Origin of the sequence: Stenotrophomonas sp. UBA7606 (genome assembly GCF_002477705.1) — a bacterium.
Lineage (GTDB): Bacteria > Pseudomonadota > Gammaproteobacteria > Xanthomonadales > Xanthomonadaceae > Stenotrophomonas.
The window spans coordinates 1-19,247 of record NZ_DLJW01000129.1; the positions used below are offsets into that span (position 1 = coordinate 1).

The following is a 19,247-nucleotide window of genomic DNA, read 5'->3' on the forward strand; positions in this document are numbered from 1 at the left end:
CATGCTCGGCAGGGGGCTTTCCCAGCCAACAGCACCCCTCCCCAACCCTCCCCCTTCGCTACGCGAAAGGGAGGGGGTAAACGCCAAATCCGCCAGGTGCCTACAATAGGTACCGTTTTTCCATCAGCCAGAACTCATGTCCAAGCTCTCCAAAGCCAAGCGCGACAAGCGCAAGAAGCAGGCCCCGCGCCGTCCGTTCGCTCGCCTGAATGCCCAGCAGCAGGTGCAGAACCACGCCGTGCTGGTCAACGAAGAAGGCCAGGTGGTTGCCGCCATCGGCCTGCAGCGCAACGAATGGCTGCTGGCCATCGGTGGCCAGACCATGGGCAATGCCGACAACCCGGTGCCGATGCTGGCCATGCTCAAGCACCTGGCCAACGTGCAGGAGAAGGAAGGCCGCAAGGTCACCTTGGAATACTCCGCCGCCCTGCAGCAGATGATCGACGACCTGGCCGCCGACGAAGGCAAGACCGCCGACGATTACCTGGCAGGCCTGGTGGCCGAGTTCGAGGGTGTGGAAGGCGAAGAAGCCGTTGACGCCGCCGAGGAGCCCGTCGCCATCGCCGAGGAAGTGCCCGAGGCCGGCGCCGCCGACAGCAACGACCAGCCCAAGGCCTGAGCCACAGGCCTGCCGTGACGGTCTATATCGACGATGCCGTACACCCCTGGCGCGGCGAGCGCTGGGCGCATCTGATGGCCGACACCTTGCCCGAGCTGCATGCGCTGGCGCAGCAGCTCGGCATCCCCCGCAGGGCGTTCCAGAACCGCCCCAGCGGCGTGCATTACGACGTGCCCGCACCGCTGCGCGAGCAGGCCATCGCACTGGGCGCGCAGCCGATATCGCGGCACAGCGATCGCGCCCTGGTACGCCGCGTGATCGCCAATGCGCGAGCGTTGTACCAGCCCTGATGAATGCACCGTAGTGCCGAGCCATGCTCGGCAGAAGCGTTACCGGTAGAACCCTGCCGAGCATGGCTCGGCACTACATATTGGTTTATCGGTACCCCCCCAGCCGAGCATGGCTCGGCTCTACCGTTGCTGCCGGCTTAGAACGGGTCGCTGCCCGGGCGCACTTCCACCCCCAGCAGGGAACAGAGCGCCAGCATGGCCTCGTCATCGCGGCTGAGCGCGATCCAGCCGGCATAGGCATCGCCACCGGTGTTCCAGTTCCACACCGAGTAGCCGTGCTCGCGCAGGCGGTCGTAGGCGGTGCTCATCAGCGCCGGCACATCCAGATCGTCGGCGAAGTCCTCATCATCCAGATCGCCGCCCCAATCGATGCGCAGGTTCCAGCGCGCGGCCATCTCCTCGAGTGCGGCGACGAAGGAGTCGGTGTCCTTCCAGTCCACGTAGAAGCCTGAACGCCAGTCGATGGCGTCCTTCAGGTCCCACAGCCACTGCTCGTCGCTGCCGTCCTCCTCGGCGCCGGCGCGGGCTTCACGCCAAGCATCGAACTGCTGCAGCGCCGCGTCCTCGTCGCCGGGGTTGATCAGCCACAGCAGGTTCCAGACCCGCGCGGGATGGTCGTCTTCGTCGAAGTCCGGTTGCAGTTCGTCGGAATCTTCGTAATCGGCGCTGTTGTCGGGCATGGGGCGGTTTCCACTACAGGTTTGGCGCGCATTCTGCCGCCCGCGGCGTGACAGCGAAAGCCTCAGGCCGTCACAGCGGTTATCCTTGCGCCCCGAAGAGGGCCACGGTGGCCTTCAGTGAAACACTGATATGAGCGATACCCCTCCCGATCATCTGGCGGTCAACCCGCAGAGCCCGTTCCACAATGCCGAAGCACTGCAGCGCGGTGTCGGCGTGCGCTTCAACGGCATCGAGCGCGATGACGTCGAGGAATACTCGGTCAGCGAAGGCTGGATCCGCGTGCAGGCTGGCAAGGCCCGCGACCGCCGTGGCAACCCGATGACCCTGAAGATCAAGGGCGCGGTGGAGCCGTATTTTCTTGAGTTGAAGAACGCTTAAGGGCTGACGGCCTGCCCTCACCCCAACCCCTCTCCCGCAGGCGGGAGAGGAGCTAGTGCACTGGCAGCCGTCACGATCCGAGCCCCTCTCCCGTTTACGGGAGAGGGGTTGGGGTGAGGGCAGGCTCTGCGAGCAAAGCCCGCAACAGCCGCTCAATCCCGCTGCCGGCTTTCCAGCAGATCCAGGTTGCGGATCAGCTTGCGGGCGATCTCATCGGATACCTGGCCGCGCCGGGTCAGCCGGAACAATTCCTCACGCTCGGCATTCAAGCCGGCGGTACGCAGGCTGCGATAGGCCTGCTCCATGCGCCGCACTTTTTCCGGGTCTTCGTCCGGACTCTGCCCCTTGTCCAGGTTGCGCTGGTAAAGCAGGCTGACCCGCGCCGCCGCGTCGTTGAGCAACTGCACCGCGCCGGTGGACTGCCCTTCCACCAACTGCTGGCGCGCCTTTTCCACCGCTGCCAGCGCCGCCTTTGACGAAGCCTTGCGGGCCAGATCCTCCTCGCGCCGGCTGCTGTCGTCCTTGGGCAGCTCCAGCCCCTTGAGCAGGCGTGGCAGCAACAGGCTGGCGGCGATCAACGAGACCAGGATCACCGCCGCCGCCAGGAAGATCACCAGGTCGCGCGCAGGGAACGGCTCACCACCGGGAATCATCAACGGCAAGGTCAGCACGCCGGCCAGGGTGATGGCACCGCGCACGCCGGCCACCGACATCGCCAGCACCACCCGCCACGATGTCACCGTCTCCTGCTCGCCACGCATGCGGGCCTTGAGCAGGTTCCAGCGCAGCGACAACCACACGAACGCCAACCGCAACGCGATCAGCATGCCGTTGATGGCCAACACGTACACCAGCAGCCACCATGGGCTGTGGTGACCGGTGACGTTCATGGTCTCCACCGCGCGCTCGACGATGCCCGGCAACTGCTCGCCCAGCAGCACGAACATGATGCCGTTGAAGGTGAACTGCACCATGTTCCAGACCGCGTTGCGCTGCACGCGCATGCTGCCGCTGATGCGGCCGGTCAGTTCCACGTAGCTCATGGTGATGCCGGCCGCCACCGCCGCCAGGATGCCCGAGGCCTGCAGTTCTTCGGCCAGCAGGTAGGCGGCGAAGGGGATCAGCAGGTTGACCAGCAACGCCGCACCCGGCTCCTCACCGAAGCCGCGCCATAGCCACCGCTGGAAGGTGGACACGCCCCAGGTGACCGCCACGCCGATCGCCAAGCCGGCAAAGGCCACCCACAGGAAGGTCAGCGAGGCCTGCGCGAGCGAGAACGTGCCGGTCATCACTGCCGCCACCGCAAAGCGGAAACAGACCAGGCCGGAGGCGTCGTTCAACAGCGACTCGCCTTCCAGGATGTGCATCAGCCGCTTGGGAATGGGCGCGCGCGAGGCAATCGCACTGACCGCCACCGGGTCGGTTGGCGAAATGATCGCCGCCAGCGCAAAGGCCACCGCCAGTGGCATGGCCGGAATCAACCAATGGATCAGCAGGCCGGCACCGACCACGGTGAACACCACCAGGCCGAAGGCCAACTCAAGGATGGCGCCCTTGTCACGGAACAGGCCCTGCTTGGGAATGCGCCAGCCATCCAGGAACAGCAGCGGCGGCAGGAACAGCAGGAAGAACATGTCCGGTTCCAGCGCGTGGCCACGCTTGAAAACACCGGATATCAACGCGCCCAGGCCAATCTGTACCAGCGGCAGTGGCAGTGAAAACGGCAGGATCCGGACCAGATAGCCACTGGCGACAACGGCTACCAGCATCGCCAGGACGACTTCGATCGTATGCATGTGTGTTCCAGAAATCGGCGCGGGCATCAGCACCGCGCCACAGACCCGGAAAAACTAGCACAGCGTGCGTACGCTGCGGATGTTGAATGAATGCGCGCAGGCCTCAAGCCCAACGCGCATTCATCACCTCACCCCTGCTGCTGCGGGCCGGCCGCCACTCAGGCCGCAGCCTTCACTGCCTGATCGCCGTCGAAACGGTAGATATCCATGGCCAGGAAGCCCATGTCGATGCCGGCATCGATGCGCTGTGCTCCCATGTCACCAGAGCCGGCCGCGCCCATGGCGAAGTACAGCGGCAGCAGGTGTTCATCGGTGGGATGGGCCTGCGCGGCGAACGGTGCCTGCTGGCGGTAGTCGAACAGCGCCGGCAGGTCATCGTCACGCAGTTTCTGCTCCATCCATTCGATGAACGGACGTACATACGGCGCCTCCTTGCCCTGCGCGTAGTTATGCCAGTCGTGCAGGTTGTGGGTGATGCTGCCCGAGCCGATCAACAGCACGCCCTGCTCGCGCAGCGGCGCCAGTGCACGGCCGATCTCGAACTGGTGCCGTGGCCCCAGCATCGGTTGGACAGAGACCTGCAGCACCGGGATATCAGCCTGCGGGTACAGATAACGCAGTGGCACCCACGCGCCGTGATCGAGGCCACGATCGGGGTCGATCACCGGCCGCAGGCCGGCCCTGGCCAGCCGCGAGGCCACTTCCTGGGCCAGTACCGGAGCACCCGGCGCAGGGTACTGCAACTGGTACAGCTCCTCGGGAAAGCCGCCGAAATCGTGGATCGTCTGCGGTTGTGGGGACGCGGACACCATCGGCGCCCGCCCCAGCCAATGTGCCGACGCCATCACGATGGCGCGCGGACGTTGCAGGCCGGCGGCCAGTTCGGCCAGACGCGGACCCACCTGGCCCGGCTGCAACGCCGTCATCGGCGAACCATGCGAGATGTACAGGGACGGCAGCGGCGTGCTCATGGCAGGCTCCCAGTGGAAAGAAGACGGTGCACAGCTTATTGCGCGGGGTGTGGACAACAAATAATCTCGGCGTCAACGTTTTATTGCGGAAACGGAAACAATGGACACCATCGATGCCATGCGGGTGTTCGTCGCGGTGGTCGAGCGCAACGGCTTCAGCGCCGCAGCCGACGCCCTGGACCTGTCCACCGCCGCGGTGACCCGGCAGATCGCCGCGCTGGAAAAGCGGCTCTCGGCGCGCCTGCTGAACCGCACCACGCGGCGGGTCAGCCCGACCAGCATCGGTGCCATGTATTACCAGCGCTGCGTGCAGTTGCTGGCCGAGTTCGATGCCATGGAGGCCTCGGTGGGCGCGCAGGCACTGCAGCCTTCCGGACGCCTGCGGATCAATGCACCGGTCAGTTATGGCATTGCCCGGCTGGCGCAGCTGCTGCCCGGTTACAGCGCGCTGTACCCGCAGGTGGAACTGGACCTGCAGCTTTCCGATCGTCTGGTGGACATGGTCGAGGAAGGCTTCGACCTGGCCATCCGCATCACCCGCCAACCGGCCCCCAGCCTGATCGCACGGCGCCTGGCCGAGGCCCGCATCCTGCTGTGCGCGGCACCGGCCTATCTGGCCCGCCGCGGCCAGCCGGCAGGCCCCGAGGCACTGGCCGAGCACGATTGCCTGTCCTATACCTACCTGGCCGGCGGCGAAACCTGGAGCCTGCAGGGGCCGCAAGGCGAAACAAGCGTGGCGCTTCAGCCACGCATGCGGGCCAACAACGGCGAAGTGCTGCGGGAGGCCGCCATTGCCGGCATGGGCATCATCAGCCAGCCGGATTTCATCGTCGACCAGGCATTGGCCGACGGCCGCCTGGTGCCGGTGCTGCCGGGCTGGGAAGCCGCCCCCATCGGCATCCACGCGGTGTATACCAGCCGCAGCCATCTGGCGCCGAAGGTGCGCAGCTTCATCGACTATCTGGCGCAGCACCTGGACAACGGCAACGAAGGCTCACTCTGAGCGGCGGCTGCGGTCCAGTACGGTGAGGATATCCTGCAACGGCATCGGCCGCCCCAGCAGGTAACCCTGCACCTGGTCGCAGCCGTGTGCGGCCAGCCAACGGTGCTGGCCATCAGTCTCCACGCCCTCGGCAATCACCGAAAGACCCATGCTGTGGCCCAGCGACAACAGGGCGCGGCAGATGGCGGCGTTGCGCGGGTTGGTTTCCACGTCCTTGACGAACACCCTGTCGATCTTCAGCGAATCCAGGGGCAGGTGCTGCAGGTAGGACATGCTGGAGAACCCGGTACCGAAATCATCCAGTGCCACGCCGATGCCATTGGCATGCAGGTACCCCAGGGTCTGCAGTGCCTGGGTCGGGTTGCGCATCAGCACGCTTTCGGTCAGCTCCATCTGCAGGGCTCCCGGTTGCAGGCTGAACTCCTGCATCGCACGGCTGAAGTCACCCACCAGGTCGCTGTTGAACAACTGCACCGCCGAGACATTGACCGCGATCGGCAATTGTCCCCAGCCTGCACTTACCAGCTGCCGCTGTGCCCGTGCCGCGGCATGGATCACCCAGCGCCCCAGCGAGATGATCAGGCCGGTGTCTTCGCACAACTGGATGAAATCGGTCGGCGCGATGTAGCTGCCGTCGGCCTGCGGCCAGCGCAGCAGTGCCTCCAGCGCGGCCGGGCTGCCATCGGCGGCATGCCGGATCGGCTGGAAGTGCAGTTCGAACTCGCCATGGTCGATCGCCATGTGGATGCGGCCGGCCAACTGCAACCGCTCGGTGTAATGCGCAGCCATGCCCGGTTCGAACCGAAGCAGGGTCGCCCCGCTCTCGCGGGCGGCATGGGCGGCCTGCGCGGCGCGGCCCAGTACCTGCTCGGCCAACTCGCCATCGGTCGGGCAACTGGCCACGCCCACCCGCGCTTCCAACTGGTGCAGGGTGTCGCGGCCACGCACCGGCTCGGCCACTGCCGCCAGCAAGGTATCCAGTACCAACTGCACGTCGGCACTGCCCTGGATGGCCAGCACGAAATCCTCGGCCGGCTGGTGCGCCAGCATGCCGTAGCGGGCCGCAAGACCGCCCAGCCGCACCGCCACCGCGCGCAGCACGTCCTCGCCGGCCTCGCGACCGAGGGTGTCGGTGATCATCTGCAGGCCGCGCAGTTGCACATGCGCGATCGTGTAGCCGTTGTCACCGGCGTCCAGCTTTTCGGCCAGGGCGCGCACGGTCAACAGGCCGGTACCGGCATGATGGCTGGCCCGGTAGGCCAGCTCGCTTTCATAGCGCAGGCGCTGGCTGACGTCCTCGGCCAGCACCAGGCTGGCGTTGCGGCCGGCAAACTCAAGATTGGCGAAGTGGCTCTGCACCTGGAAGGCGGTACCGTCCTTGCGCAGATGGGTACTGATGTTGATCCCCTCCTGCTCACCGCGCAGCGCGCGCGCCACGCTCTGCCGCACTTCCGTCCATTCTTCCGGTGGGCGGATGTCCAGTATCGACATTGCCAGGAACTCATCACGGCTGTAACCGTACTGCGCCACCGCCGCCTGGTTGACCTCGATGAAGCGCAGGGTGACCAGGTCGAAGATCCAGAACGGCGCCGGGTTGCGGTCAAATACCAGGCGGAACTGGCGCTGCGCCTCCAGTGCACGTTCCTCCATCTGCACGCGCTCGCTGACGTCCACCACCACGCCCGCCAGGCGACGCGCCGAGCCCTCGGTACCCACCAGCTCACCGCGCGCGGACAGCCAGCGCCACGAGCCATCGGGCAACTTCAGGCGATAAACGGCGTTCAGCGCCCCATGGCCGGCCTGCGCCGACTCCAGCTTGTCCTTCAGCGAGGCGCGGTCGTCTTCATGCACCAACGCCAACAGCTGCTCCGGCGAGGCACTGTTGCCCTTCAGGCCAAGCATCTGCCGGGTCAGCTCCGACCAGACCAGCCGCGGCGGCAGCCCCTGCACCGACCACGTCCCCACCTTGCCAACCTCGTACGCCAATGCCAGTTCCGCATTGCCCGCGCGCAGTTCCTCGGCCAACCGCGCCTGATGCCTGGCGCTGCGGTCCACCGCGTACAACAGGAAGGCCAGGCCCAGCAGATAGATCAGGTAGATGCCGATCGCCGCGTAAAGAAATACATACCAGCGCGCCATCACTTCCTGGTAGGACAGCGCGGTATACAGGATCAGGGGGTAATCCGGCGGCACACTGATCGCGGCAATGCGCAGCTGTCCATCGGACGGGCTGGTCACCACGCCCCCCGGAATCACCTCGGTGGAGGGCGGCACCATCACCATCGGCGTGGGCAAGGTCCTGCCCACCAGGCGACCCGGGTCGCGGCTGTGTGCCAGCAATTGCCCATAGCGGTTGCCGATTGAAGCCACGCCGTCGCGGCCCAGGTCCAGGCCGCTGACTACTTCCTGGAACGTGCCCAGCCTTACCCGTGCCAGCAACCACTGGTCCGGCTGCACCGGCAGGGCCGTGCGCACCGTCCAGTGCCCGCCGGGCAGTTCTTCCAGCGCACCGACATACAGCTCACCGCTGAGCACCCGGTTCTGGGTGGTGACCCATTCCGGCAGGGTCGGGTCGCCGCGTCCGGACAACAGTGGCCGCCCGCGGCCATCGACCAGGGTGATCGATACCAGGTCGTGGTTGCGCTCAAGCACACCGCGGATGCTGGCATCGAACAATGCCGGGGCCTGTTCCGGCACCCGCGCGAACAGCTCGCGGCCGTCGTTGGCGGTACCGCGCAGGGCGCGTTCCATGGTGATCAGCTGCGCCCGCAACAAGCGGTCGCTACCACTGGCGATCGCAATGCTCTGCCGCTGCGCCGCCTGCAGGCGGGTGTTGCGGTCGTTCCACAGCATCGACGCCAGCGCCACCGCCAGCAGCACCGCCACCAGCACGCCGGCAACGGCGATCACCCGCACCGGATGGGCAGGCGTCCGGGTCACCGGAACTTCCGGAGCAGCAGTGGGCGACGTTCAGTGTTCACGGTTGTTGATCCAGCTACTACTTCGGCAACAAGGGTGTCGCCGGCTGGGGACCGACGACGACATCACGCAAACGTGGCACCCCCGCGCTGCCAACGCCTCCCCAGACGTCACCTGCAGCGGGTTGCGTGCAAGCATGCAGCACAATGGCCTCTGCCGTGAAGAGTTCGTGATAAAAAAAATGGCACCGGCACAAGCAGACACGCAGAGCAAGTGCCAGAATCGGTATCTGCCACGGCGTTGGCACGGGTCTAGACTTGGCAGCCTGACTCTTTACCTGGAAATTGCCATGGCTTTGCAACGTTCCCTGCTGATGCTCGCAATCGGCGCCGCCGTCGCACTGAGCGGCTGCGACAAGGACGGCACGGCGCCCACTGCCGCCAACGCACCCGAAACGCCCGCCCAGGCCGCTGCCAAGGCGCAGCTGGGCAGCTTTGGCTTCGATGCCAGTGGCATGGACCGCAACGTCGCTGCCGGTGACAACTTCTTCGACTTTGCCAACGGTGGTTGGGTACAGCGCACCGAAATCCCGGCTGACCGCTCCAGCTATGGCAGCTTCAACGTCATCGCCGAGAAGACCCTGGCCGACACCCGCGCGATCATGGAGGAAGCCGGCACGTCCGATGCCGTCGACGTCCGCCGGATTGGTGACTATTACGCGGCGTTCATGGATGAAGCGGGCATCGAGGCCCGCGGCGTGGCACCAGTGCAGCCGCAGCTGCGGGCCATTGCCGGCATCGCCGACAAGCAGGCACTGGCGCGCACCCTGGGCACCACCCTGCGCGCCGACGTGGATCTGTTGAACGCCACCAACTTCTACACCCCGCACCTGTTCGGCGTCTGGGTGTCGGTGGACCTGCTGCAGCCAGACCGCAATGCGCCCTACCTGGTGCAGGGTGGCCTGGGCATGCCGGACCGCGACTTCTACCTGCAGGACGGCCGCATGGCCGAGCTGCGCACCGCCTACCAGACCTATGTGGCCAAGCTGCTGGAACTGTCCGGTGACAAGGATGCCGCCGCCAAGGCCACACGCATCGTCGCCCTGGAGACAAAGATCGCCCGCGCCCACGCCACCCAGGAAGAGACCAACGACGTGCAGAAGGGTGCCAACGCCTGGAAGCAGGCGGACCTGGCAGGCAAGGCACCAGGTATGGACTGGAACGCCTTCCTCGATGGCGCCAACCTGGGGGCGCAGCAGGATTTCATCGTCTGGCAGCCCAAGGCCGTCGCCGGCCTGTCCAAGCTGGTCGCCAGCGAGCCGCTGGAGGTATGGAAGGACTATATGCGCTTCCACGCCCTGGATGAGGCCGCCGCCTACCTGCCCAAGGCCTTCGCCGATGCCAGCTTTGCCTTCCACGGCACCACGATGAGCGGCACCCCGCAGCAGAGCGAGCGCTGGAAGCGCGCTGTCGCCGATACCAACACCGCGGTTGGCGAAGCGGTTGGCAAGATCTATGTTGAACGCCACTTCGACGCCAACACCAAGGCGCGCGCCGACGAGATGGCCAGGAACATCATCGCGGCCTTCGCCAAGCGCATCGATGCGCTGGAATGGATGTCGCCTGAGACCAAGGCCCGCGCCAAGGCCAAGGTTGCCGGGCTCAAGGTGGACATGGGTTACCCCAGCACCTGGCGTGACTACAGCGCGCTGGAAGTGAAGCGCGACGATGCATTGGGCAATGCCCAGCGCGCGTCGCTGTTCGAGTACCAGCGCAATATCGCCAAGCTCGGCAAGCCGGTGGACCACAGCGAATGGGCGATGCTGCCGCAGACCATCAATGCGATGAACGTGCCGCTTGAGAACCGCCTGGTCTTCCCGGCGGCCATCCTGCAGCCGCCGTTCTTCGACGGTGCGGCTGATGATGCGATCAACTACGGCGCCATCGGTGCGGTGATCGGCCACGAAATCAGCCACGGCTTCGACAATGCCGGTGCGCTGTTCGACGAGACCGGCAAGCTGCACAACTGGTGGACGCCGAATGACCTGAAGCAGTTCAACGCCGCCGGTGATGCGCTGGCGATGCAGTTCGACAGCTATGAGCCGTTCCCCGGCGTACACGTCAACGGCCGCCTGACCCTGGGCGAGAACATCGCCGACGTGGCCGGCCTCGGCACCGCCTACGATGCCTACCGGCTATCCTTGCAGGGCAAGCAGGAGCAGACGCTGGAAGGCTTCACCCCGGACCAGCGCTTCTTCCTCGGCTTTGCCCAGGCCTGGCGCAGCAAGGCGCGTGAGCAGGCGCTGCGCAATTCGCTGCTGACCAATGTGCATGCGCCGGGCCAGTTCCGCGCCTTGACGGTGCGCAACATCGACGCCTGGTACCCGGCGTTCGAGGTCAAGGACGGGCAGAAGCTGTACCTGACACCGGACAAGCGGGTCAAGGTCTGGTAACAGGGCCGGGTTCGGGTTTGGGAAACAGGCGCCGTTGGCGCCTGTTTCTTTTTGGGGGAGCTATGCCCCCTCCCTTTGGCCGCAGGCCAAGGGGAGGGTTGGGGAGGGGTCGCTTTTGGCGCTGGCTGGTAAGGCCCCTGCCGAGCATGGCTCGGCACTACAACGCTCCCTCCCTTTGGCGGAGCCAAGGGGGGTGAAGAAGGCCTGCTTGCACGCCACCGGCGTGCGCCTGATGAACGACCGAAGGCCATGCCTTCGGGCCGGGCGGGCTGGGGAGGGGTGCTGTTGGCGTTCGCTGGTAACGCCCCTGCCGAGCATGGCTCGGCACTACAACGCTCCCTCCCTTTGGCCGCAGGTCAAGGGGAGGGTTGGGGAGGGGTGCTTTTGGCGCTGGCTGGTAACGCCCCTGCCGAGCATGGCTCGGCACTACCGCAGGTCAGGGCCAATGCGCCAGCAGCGCCGGGTCCTGCCCTACCCGTTTGCAGGCCCGCGTCGAAATGCCATCGTTCAAGGCAATCCGGAACAAGGGCGCAACACTGCGCAGCACGCGCGCGGCCACCACCGACTGCAACTGCTGGCCACGGCTGCGTCCCAACAACTGCACCGCCCAGTCCGGCAGCAAGGCGGCACCTGCGGCCAGGAACACATCCCGCGACACCCCCGGCAGGGGCACCGGCAGGCGGACCTCGCTGAGCACCTCCAGTACCTCGCGTGAGCGCGCATCCATGCACAGCTGCGATTGCTGATCCTGGAAATAGGCCTGCACCTGCGCCTCACTGGCAGGCACATCGCGCGCACCCAGCGCTTCGGCCACGCGCCGATACTCAGCGTAGTAACGATCGGCAATGGCTACCGGCACCTCACGGCAATAGCGCCGGCAGCCCTCCAGGAAACCGTAGGCCTCGGTGACATGCACCCAGGTAAGCAACTGCGGATCATCGGCGGCATAGGTACGCCCATCCGGCAACGTGCCCACCACCTGGGCGTGGATGCGCCGTACCCGAGCTACCAGCTTGTCCACCTCCGCCGCCGGCGCATAGCTGGTACCGGCCACGAAACTGGTGGTGCGGCGCAAGCGGCCGACCAGGTCCTCACGGAAATTGGAATGGTCGTAGACGCCGGCCAGCGCACGCGGATGCAGCAACTGCAGCATCAATGCACACAGGCCGCCGGCAAGCATGCCCGGGAACTCCGAATGAATACGCCAGGTAACGCTGTCCGGGCCGAACCATCCCGGATCGCCCAAGGGCGCGTCATAGGCGACGCCGCTCTGGTCGCGTGGAAAGGCATCCAGCACCCAGCGGCGGATCTGGGCGGTGGCGGCAGAGGAAACAGGTCTGAACAGGGACGACATGGCGCCTATCCTAGCGGCAGTGCTGCGCAACTGAGCCCTGTCAGGCCCCTGCCTGACTCCGCTGGCGTTCATCCAACGGTACCCTGGGCGGATTTGTGCACCCGCAACATGTTTTTGCTGCAGCCCCCTCAACTTCCGCAACCTGCATGATGCTGCGGCGCAAAACCGCGGTACCTAAAGCGTACCCGTCAACCCGGTGCACGGCACTTCTTCGCAACTCCCCCATTGCCAAGCACGGTGAAAGTGCTAGAACTTGAGTCGCCTGACCGTTCCACGCTGCATCCGTCGCTCGTTCCAGAAAGTTACTGCAAGGAGCTCAACATGATCGCGTTGTTCAAAGGTTTAGGGTTGTTGCTGGAAGACAACGAGCTGTACCACAGCCCGTTTGAAAAGCAGGTTGACCACTGGAAAAAGCTGAGCGACCAGCAGATACGTGAAGAAGTAAGCCTGTTGGCCAAGGCCAAGTGCCAATGGCTGATTGCCTCGATCGTGCTTTGGCAGGCCTCATCGCTGCTGATCCTTGGGCTGATCACCAACTACCTGTGGCGTGATGATTTCCATATCACCTTTACCCGGGTAGTGATCGTGGTCGGCTCCTGGGTCTCGATCCTGTTCGTGATCTGGTTCATGGCCAACATGTTCGACCGCACCGCCGGTTTCGAGCGTTGGATGAAGGCGTTCAACAGCCGCGCGCGCATCAGCTCCGACGCTGACAGCGTGGACGAAGTGGCCGAAGCGCTGGAGATGGCCAAGCACTATCCGGAAGTACTGGACTACAAGCAGGCGGTCACCGCCAACCGCGAACTGCGCCACGAAGACATCCGCATCATGCGCGAGCTGGGCCGCATGCGGCAGCACTCGATGCTGGTCGGCGAACTGAACCACATTGGCGACGATGGGCTGCGTCTGCAACCTGCGTTCTGACGTCACATCCCTTTGTTGCTCCTCATCGCCGCGCTCCGTCGCGGCGATCTTTTTTTGCGCCATTGCGAAGCTGGAGCCCACTCCCGCAAAGGGAAAGCAACGTAGCCCGGGTAAGCGCAGCGCACCCGGGAAACGAGGACTTACCGGCCTGGCAATGCCCGGCGACTACGAGTTGCCCCGGGTGCGCTGCGCTTACCCGGGCTACGTGGCGCGTGAGACCGCGACACGCTTGCTGCTACGGGCCAACCTGCTGCGCTACGAAGACTGGCTGACGATGCTCTGCGACTACGGATTGTCCCGGGTGCGCTGCGCTTACCCGGGCTACGTGGCGCGCGAGACCGCAATACGCCTACTGCCACAGGCCGACCTGTTGCGCAACGAAGACTGGCTGACGATGCTCTGCGACTACGGGCTGCCCCGGGTGCGCTGCGCTTACCCGGGCTACGTGGCGCGTGAGACCGCAACACGCCTGCTGCTACGGGCCAAGCTGCTGCGCAACGAAGACTGGCTGACGATGCCTGCGACTACGGGTTGTCCCGGGTGCGCTGCGCTTACCCGGGCTACGTGGCGCGTGAGACCGCAACACGCCTGCTGCTACGGGCCAACCTGCTGCGCAACGAAGACTGGCTGACGATGCTCTGCGACTACGGGTTGTCCCGGGTGCGCTGCGCTTACCCGGGCTACGCGGCGCGAGACCAGAACGCGTCTGTTATTGCAGGCTGACCTGCTGCGCGTAGCCGGCCGGCAAGCCCTGCAACTGGCGGGTGGCGCCCACCACCACCACAAAATCACCCAAGGCTTCGCGGCGACACACCTGGGCGTCGTCCGCGCCACTGCAGTGCTCGCGATACAGCAGATAGCTGCAGCGGCCGGTGTCACTCTGCAGGCACTGGAAACGGCTGACGTCGTTGACCACGGTGGTGCGGCTGAGCAGGCTGTGCTCGCCACGGATGCGGGTAATCGAGGTCTGCCCGGGGGATTCATGTATGCCCAGCATCGACAGCAGGCTGCCGAGCAGAACGGTGAGGTAATGCATGGCGATTCTCCGGCGAACGGGGCGGCATCACATGCCGCGGAAAAGACTCATGAACGGCTGGCTGACCACCAGCGTCTCGGCACGCTGCTTGAGCCGCAGCACGCCGCGACCGCTGTCATCGCGACTGACCGCCGCCACCGCCTTCATGTTGACGATGGTGCCGCGATGGATCTGGCGGAAATTAGTGGTATCCAGCGCCGCGGCGAGCTCGCGCAGCGAACTGCGCAGCAACAACTCTTCCTCCGCGGTGACCACCACGGTGTACTTGCTGTCGGCGCGGAAATACAGCACCTCGTCCAGCATCACCAGGCGCGTTTCACGGCCATTGCTGGCGGTGATCCAGGCCAGCGGCGGTGCCGCAACGGCGGCGGACGGCTGCCGCGCCAGTTGCTGCAGCAGCCGCTCCAGCAGGGCCGGGTCCGGCCCGCCACTCTGGCGGCGGGCCAGCACGCGCTGGCGGGTAGCCAGCAGACGCTCATCGCTGACCGGTTTGAGCAGGTAGTCCACCGCGCCCTGCTCGAATGCACTGATCGCGTACTGGTCATAGGCGGTGACGAAGATCACCTCGGTCTGCGGGCTGAGCTGCTGCAACGCGCGGGCGACATCCAGGCCGGTGATGCCGGGCATGCGGATATCCAGGAAGGCCAGGTCGGGCTTGTGGGTATCCAGCGCCTCCAGCGCGGCGGCACCGTCCTCGCATTCGGCAACGATGCGCAGCTCCGGCCACAGCCGCTGCAGCTGGTCCAGCATGGCCTGGCGCAGCAGCGGTTCGTCTTCGGCGATCAACGCATCAAGGTGCATGGGGCAGCTCCGGTATCGCAACGGCACTGCGCTCGGTGGCAGGCACCGGCGGCACGCTGGCCGGCGCAGCAGTGGCTGTCGCCGCAGCCGCGCGCCGTGTCAAGCTGATGGTGGCCGCCATGCCACTGGGGAAATTGGATACCAGCGCCAGCGTGGCCTGCTCGCCGCAGCTCAGGCGCAGCCGTTCGCGCAGGTTCTTCAGGCCGATGCCGGTGCCCCTGTTGTCGGTGCTGATGCCCTGGCCATCATCGGCGACGGTAATGGTCAGCTGGCCGTCCAGCTCGCGTGCCAGGATCCAAACCGTACCGCCGCCGCTCTTGGGCTCCAGTCCATGCTTGATCGCATTCTCTACCAGCGTCTGCAGCGACATCGACGGCAGGCTGATGCCGTGCAGGGCTTCGGGCACGTCGATCTGCAGGCTGAGCCGTGAGCCCATGCGGATGCGCAGGATCTCCAGATAGGCCTGTACCCGCTCCAGCTCCTGCCCCAGCGTGGACACCGATTGGTCGATGCCCGGCAGCGAACTGCGCAGGTACTGGATCAAGTGACCCAGCATCTGTTCGGCACGGACCGGGTCGCTGCGGGTCAGCACCTGTGCATTGGCCAGGGTGTTGTAGAGAAAATGCGGCTCCACCTGCGCATGCAGCAGGTTCAGCCGGGCCACGCTGAGCTCCTTCTCGGCCTCGGTGCGCGCGGCGTGCTCGCGTTCCTCGCGGCGCTGCTGCGCCACCTTGCCACTGAGCGCATGGGTCACGGCCTCGGCGTTTTCGTAGTTGCTGCCTTCGTCCAACAGCAGCAGGTCCACCCAGGCACCGGCATCGGGTTCGAAGAACAGGGTGACGCTGCTGGTATCGGCACCAGGGGTGACCCGTGCGGTGATCTGGTTGTGCTTGATGGCCAGCCGCGCCATCGGGTTCCAGCGTGACGGCGGGCGCTCGCCATAAGGGTCGGCGCGGCGCTGGGTGGCGCGCAGCTGCAACGTGCCGACCGAACGCTCCAGCTGCTCGATGCGCGGCATCTGCCCGATCACCTGTTCCAGCAGGGCGAAGGCGGTGGGCGCATCCAGCGGCAGTTCCACCTGGCGGCGGTGGCGATTGGCCAGCGTCTGCGAATCCAGGCGGTCGGCGATCAGGGTGAGGCGACGGATATGGCTGGCCACCGAGGTAAGTGCAAACACCATCAAGGCCATCGCCGCCAGGCCGAAGATCCAGCCCGGCGACTCGTCCATGCCGCTGAACAGGCCACTCCACAGGAATGCCGCCACCAGGATCGTCAGCGCCCAGGCGGCGAGGATGCGGAAACCGAGAAACAGGCTGGCGAACATTGGGGCAGTCACCGAAGGGAATGGAGGTGAGCATAGGCGTCGCCCGGCGAGCCGCAAGCACGCTGCGACGAAACCCGGAAAACGCCGATCAAACCCGGATTGGCAGGAGTGGAATGGCAGCCCTCCTGTAGTGCCGAGCCATGCTCGGCAGGGGCCTTACCGGAAATGGTCTGGCATTGGCGGTTGGCTTGGAAAGCTTCTGCCGAGCATGGCTCGGCACTACGGATGGCTTGGGACCTCACCAGTTGGTTGGCAGCGCCCAGCGGGCTACGCCGTCGCCGCACAGACCGACCAGGGCGCCGCCTTCCGGTGCCCAATGCAGCTGGCGCAGATCCCAACAGGCCGCCCGGCTGGGGTTCAAGCTCAGCGACTGGCCGGTCTGCAGGTTCCACACCACCAGCACCGGATCGCCACCGTTGTTGCTGCCCAGGGCCAGCAGGCGACCGTCCGCCGACGCGGTGGCAGCATTCAGGGATTGCCGGCCAGGCAAGGCCAGCGAGTGCCGCACCTGGCCGCTGGCGACATCAACCACATGCATGCCCGGGTCGCGACGCGATCCCTCCATCAAGACAAAGCCAACCGCGATCCAGCCACCGGCCGCCGACCCTATCGGTTGCGGCACCCATTGCGCCATGCCGGCATCGTCCTGCGTGTCGGCCTGGCCAAACCGGCGCGGCAACGCCAGTACCCGATTGACCCGGCCGGTGCTGGCATCCAGTTCGGTCAACCCGGCCGGGTCTTCGATCCAGAAGCCCTGCCCGGCGCCGTCCCAGCGCACCGGCTTGATCCGGGTGTTGCCGGGGTAGCCGTCCACCACGCCCTGGCGCGGTGCATCGAAACGCTGGGCATACACCCAGGCCTGGCCATCGGCCAGGGGCGTTGCCTGCGGCTGCAGCACACGCAGCACATCGCGGATGCCGCCCTGCCCGTTCAAGGCATGGTCGTAGGCCACCGGCCTGCCCTGCGCGTCCCAGCTCCACTTCCAACCACCGCTGATTGGCTGGCGTACATCGGCGGCCCAGCGCAGCGGGTGGATGACCGTGGTGGACTGGTCCACGCTGTAAACGATGATCTGCTGCTGCAGCGCCAGCCATGCGTTGCGGCCCCGCGGGTCCACGCTCAAACCCGCGCGGCCCGCATCGCCGTTGGCCTGCCACAACCGCTGGGGCGTGTCGCCCATGCCCGGTGCCCAGCGCCATAGCGCATCCGGGTAGGCACTGAGCAACAACACGCTGCCATCGGCCAAGGGCCGCATGTCGTAATACTGGCCGCTTTCGCTGCGCAACAGCCGTTGCGCCGGCGTCGTGTCCTTGCCGCTGCCGGGGGTGCTCAAGCGCGGCTCGACAATCCGCGGATTGGCTGGCAACGGCGGCAGCCAGTCCGCCGCGCCCACGCCGATCTGTGTTGCGGCGCCGGGCAGCTTGCGCACGGCGTCATGGACTGGCGTGAACACCGCTTCTGGTACACCGCGACGGCTCAGGCGTGGCGAGGGACCGCCCCCCATCACGTTGAATCCGCGCAACTGATCGACGAGGCCACCATCCGGGTTGGGCCAGTCATCCGTACGGCTCAGCGTAATCACCGTGGCGGGCCTGCCCAGGGCCGCGTCCACCTGCATCACCCGCACCTCGATCGTGCTGCTGGCACGGCCCAGCACACCATGCTTCTGCCTGGCGCTGGCCTGCCAACTGGCAAACTCAACCCGCAATTCCTCCATCCTGTCGCTCAGCGCATCCACGCTGGGATCGCGCTGCAGGCGCTGCTCGCGCAAGGGCAGTTCCTCGGCCAGCAGGGCCCCTTGCTCCACCGCTTCGTGCAGCTTGGGCATGCGGTAGCGGTGGATGAACTCGGCCTTCAATTGCGGATGGCGGGCGATCAGTACATTGCCCCAGCCGTGGTCCATATAGGCCACGCGGGTACGTTGCACGGGGGCATTGAAGTTGCCCAGGGGAGCCAGGCTGGCCTGCACCACCGGCAACACCTGCTCAAACGGCAGCGACACCAGCAGCTCGACCTGGCCTAGGGCGCGTTGGTTCTTGGCCAGCAATGGTGTCTGCAGCGCCGAGGGGAGGCCTTTTTCCGCCTCCTGCTGTGCCGGGGGCAGCATTTGCCAGTTGGGCGGCAGCGGCGTGGCGATGGCCGCTAACGGCGGCATCATGATCGCCAGGCACAGGATTGCGCGGCAGGCGCGGAAAGGTGTCATGGGTCTTCCTTGGGGGCCATACAGGGATTCTGCGGGCACCCTGTGTATTTGGGGTGCCGGGAGCCTCACCGCAAGCCGTGTTCTTGCGCTGGCGGGCAAGCGAGCGAGATGTAGTGCCGAGCCATGCTCGGCATGGGGCATCACCTGTAGCGCCACAAGCGCTGCGTGGTTGTGCTGGAAACAAGAGCTGCCCTCACCCCAACCCCTCTCCCGCTTGCGGGAGAGGGGCTCTGCTCCCGGACCTTGCGCTGGCGCAAGACCGTTCGAATGGCTGCGAACCTTTGGTGCGCAAGCAATCCTTCTCACCCCGCAGGCGGGAGAGGGGGCAGCTCCCTCCCTTTGGCCGCAGGCCAAGGGGAGGGTTGGGGAGGGGTGCTTTTGACTTGGCTGCGCAAAGCTGCCCTCACCCCAACCCCTCTCCCGCTTGCGGGAGAGGGGCTCTGCTCCCGGCCCTTGCGCTGGCGCAAGGGCGTTCGAATGGCTGCGAACCTTTGGT

Annotated in this window: 16 protein-coding genes; 7 read left to right on the plus strand and 9 right to left on the minus strand. The window is 65.9% G+C overall.

What is annotated here, in order from left to right; genetic code table 11:
* Window positions 1–136 precede the first annotated feature (136 nt).
* Together B2527_RS17595 and B2527_RS17600 are read left to right on the plus strand one after the other, a co-directional pair.
* Window positions 137–619 (plus strand): hypothetical protein, encoded by a 483-nt coding sequence (locus tag B2527_RS17595; RefSeq protein ID WP_293716684.1) that lies wholly within the window; start codon window positions 137–139, stop codon window positions 617–619.
* A 14-nt stretch (window positions 620–633) separates the two neighbouring features.
* Entirely contained in the window at window positions 634–909 is a 276-nt protein-coding gene (locus tag B2527_RS17600) for a DUF4031 domain-containing protein (protein WP_293716685.1), read from the plus strand.
* Between the two features lie 137 nt (window positions 910–1,046).
* Here B2527_RS17600 and B2527_RS17605 read toward each other — a convergent pair whose 3' ends face one another.
* A complete protein-coding gene (locus B2527_RS17605; RefSeq protein WP_293716686.1) occupies window positions 1,047–1,589 on the minus strand; it encodes a DUF6630 family protein in 543 nt (180 codons plus the stop codon).
* 130 nt (window positions 1,590–1,719) lie between these two features.
* Between B2527_RS17605 and B2527_RS17610 the strand changes: the two genes are divergently transcribed.
* The gene (locus tag B2527_RS17610) at window positions 1,720–1,968 is read left to right on the plus strand and encodes a DUF3297 family protein (RefSeq protein WP_293716687.1); all 249 of its coding nucleotides are present in this window, start codon (window positions 1,720–1,722) and stop codon (window positions 1,966–1,968) included.
* A gap of 152 nt (window positions 1,969–2,120) precedes the next feature.
* Here B2527_RS17610 and B2527_RS17615 read toward each other — a convergent pair whose 3' ends face one another.
* Together B2527_RS17615 and B2527_RS17620 are read right to left on the minus strand one after the other, a co-directional pair.
* Window positions 2,121–3,764 (minus strand): Na+/H+ antiporter, encoded by a 1,644-nt coding sequence (locus B2527_RS17615; RefSeq protein ID WP_293716688.1) that lies wholly within the window; start codon window positions 3,762–3,764, stop codon window positions 2,121–2,123.
* A 158-nt stretch (window positions 3,765–3,922) separates the two neighbouring features.
* Window positions 3,923–4,735 carry a DODA-type extradiol aromatic ring-opening family dioxygenase gene (locus B2527_RS17620; protein ID WP_293716689.1) on the minus strand — a complete coding sequence of 271 codons (813 nt, stop codon included), beginning with the start codon at window positions 4,733–4,735 and terminating at the stop codon, window positions 3,923–3,925.
* A 100-nt stretch (window positions 4,736–4,835) separates the two neighbouring features.
* Between B2527_RS17620 and B2527_RS17625 the strand changes: the two genes are divergently transcribed.
* The gene (locus tag B2527_RS17625) at window positions 4,836–5,738 is read left to right on the plus strand and encodes a LysR family transcriptional regulator (RefSeq protein ID WP_293716690.1); all 903 of its coding nucleotides are present in this window, start codon (window positions 4,836–4,838) and stop codon (window positions 5,736–5,738) included.
* Here B2527_RS17625 and B2527_RS17630 read toward each other — a convergent pair.
* The gene (locus B2527_RS17630) at window positions 5,730–8,678 is read right to left on the minus strand and encodes a bifunctional diguanylate cyclase/phosphodiesterase (protein ID WP_293716691.1); all 2,949 of its coding nucleotides are present in this window, start codon (window positions 8,676–8,678) and stop codon (window positions 5,730–5,732) included. The two genes, B2527_RS17625 and B2527_RS17630, sit on opposite strands and share 9 nt — an antisense overlap.
* Before the next feature lie 328 nt (window positions 8,679–9,006).
* On the opposite strand from B2527_RS17630, the gene B2527_RS17635 reads away from it, so the two are divergent.
* On the plus strand, window positions 9,007–11,109 hold the full coding sequence (locus B2527_RS17635) for a M13 family metallopeptidase (protein ID WP_293716692.1): 2,103 nt from the start codon (window positions 9,007–9,009) through the stop codon (window positions 11,107–11,109).
* A 436-nt stretch (window positions 11,110–11,545) separates the two neighbouring features.
* Here the strand turns inward: B2527_RS17635 and B2527_RS17640 are convergent, their stop codons facing one another.
* Window positions 11,546–12,463, minus strand: coding sequence for an oxygenase MpaB family protein (locus B2527_RS17640; protein ID WP_293716693.1), 918 nt, complete (start codon window positions 12,461–12,463; stop codon window positions 11,546–11,548).
* A gap of 321 nt (window positions 12,464–12,784) precedes the next feature.
* Between B2527_RS17640 and B2527_RS17645 the strand changes: the two genes are divergently transcribed.
* Together B2527_RS17645 and B2527_RS17650 are read left to right on the plus strand one after the other, a co-directional pair.
* Window positions 12,785–13,387: a hypothetical protein gene (locus B2527_RS17645; protein WP_293716694.1), complete on the plus strand. Its 603-nt coding sequence runs from the start codon at window positions 12,785–12,787 to the stop codon at window positions 13,385–13,387.
* 154 nt (window positions 13,388–13,541) lie between these two features.
* The gene (locus B2527_RS17650; RefSeq protein ID WP_293716695.1) at window positions 13,542–14,018 is read left to right on the plus strand and encodes a hypothetical protein; all 477 of its coding nucleotides are present in this window, start codon (window positions 13,542–13,544) and stop codon (window positions 14,016–14,018) included.
* A gap of 78 nt (window positions 14,019–14,096) precedes the next feature.
* Here B2527_RS17650 and B2527_RS17655 read toward each other — a convergent pair whose 3' ends face one another.
* The 4 genes from B2527_RS17655 to B2527_RS17670 all read right to left on the minus strand — a co-directional run bounded on the left by B2527_RS17655 (window position 14,097) and on the right by B2527_RS17670 (window position 18,751).
* Window positions 14,097–14,423 carry a hypothetical protein gene (locus tag B2527_RS17655; protein WP_293716696.1) on the minus strand — a complete coding sequence of 109 codons (327 nt, stop codon included), beginning with the start codon at window positions 14,421–14,423 and terminating at the stop codon, window positions 14,097–14,099.
* A gap of 27 nt (window positions 14,424–14,450) precedes the next feature.
* Complete coding sequence (locus B2527_RS17660; protein ID WP_293716698.1) at window positions 14,451–15,224, minus strand: LytR/AlgR family response regulator transcription factor; 774 nt, start codon at window positions 15,222–15,224, stop codon at window positions 14,451–14,453.
* The gene (locus B2527_RS17665; RefSeq protein ID WP_293716700.1) at window positions 15,214–16,548 is read right to left on the minus strand and encodes a sensor histidine kinase; all 1,335 of its coding nucleotides are present in this window, start codon (window positions 16,546–16,548) and stop codon (window positions 15,214–15,216) included. Before B2527_RS17665 ends, B2527_RS17660 begins: the two co-directional genes overlap by 11 nt.
* Window positions 16,549–16,786: 238 nt before the next feature.
* Complete coding sequence (locus B2527_RS17670; protein WP_293716702.1) at window positions 16,787–18,751, minus strand: hypothetical protein; 1,965 nt, start codon at window positions 18,749–18,751, stop codon at window positions 16,787–16,789.
* Window positions 18,752–19,247 lie beyond the last annotated feature (496 nt).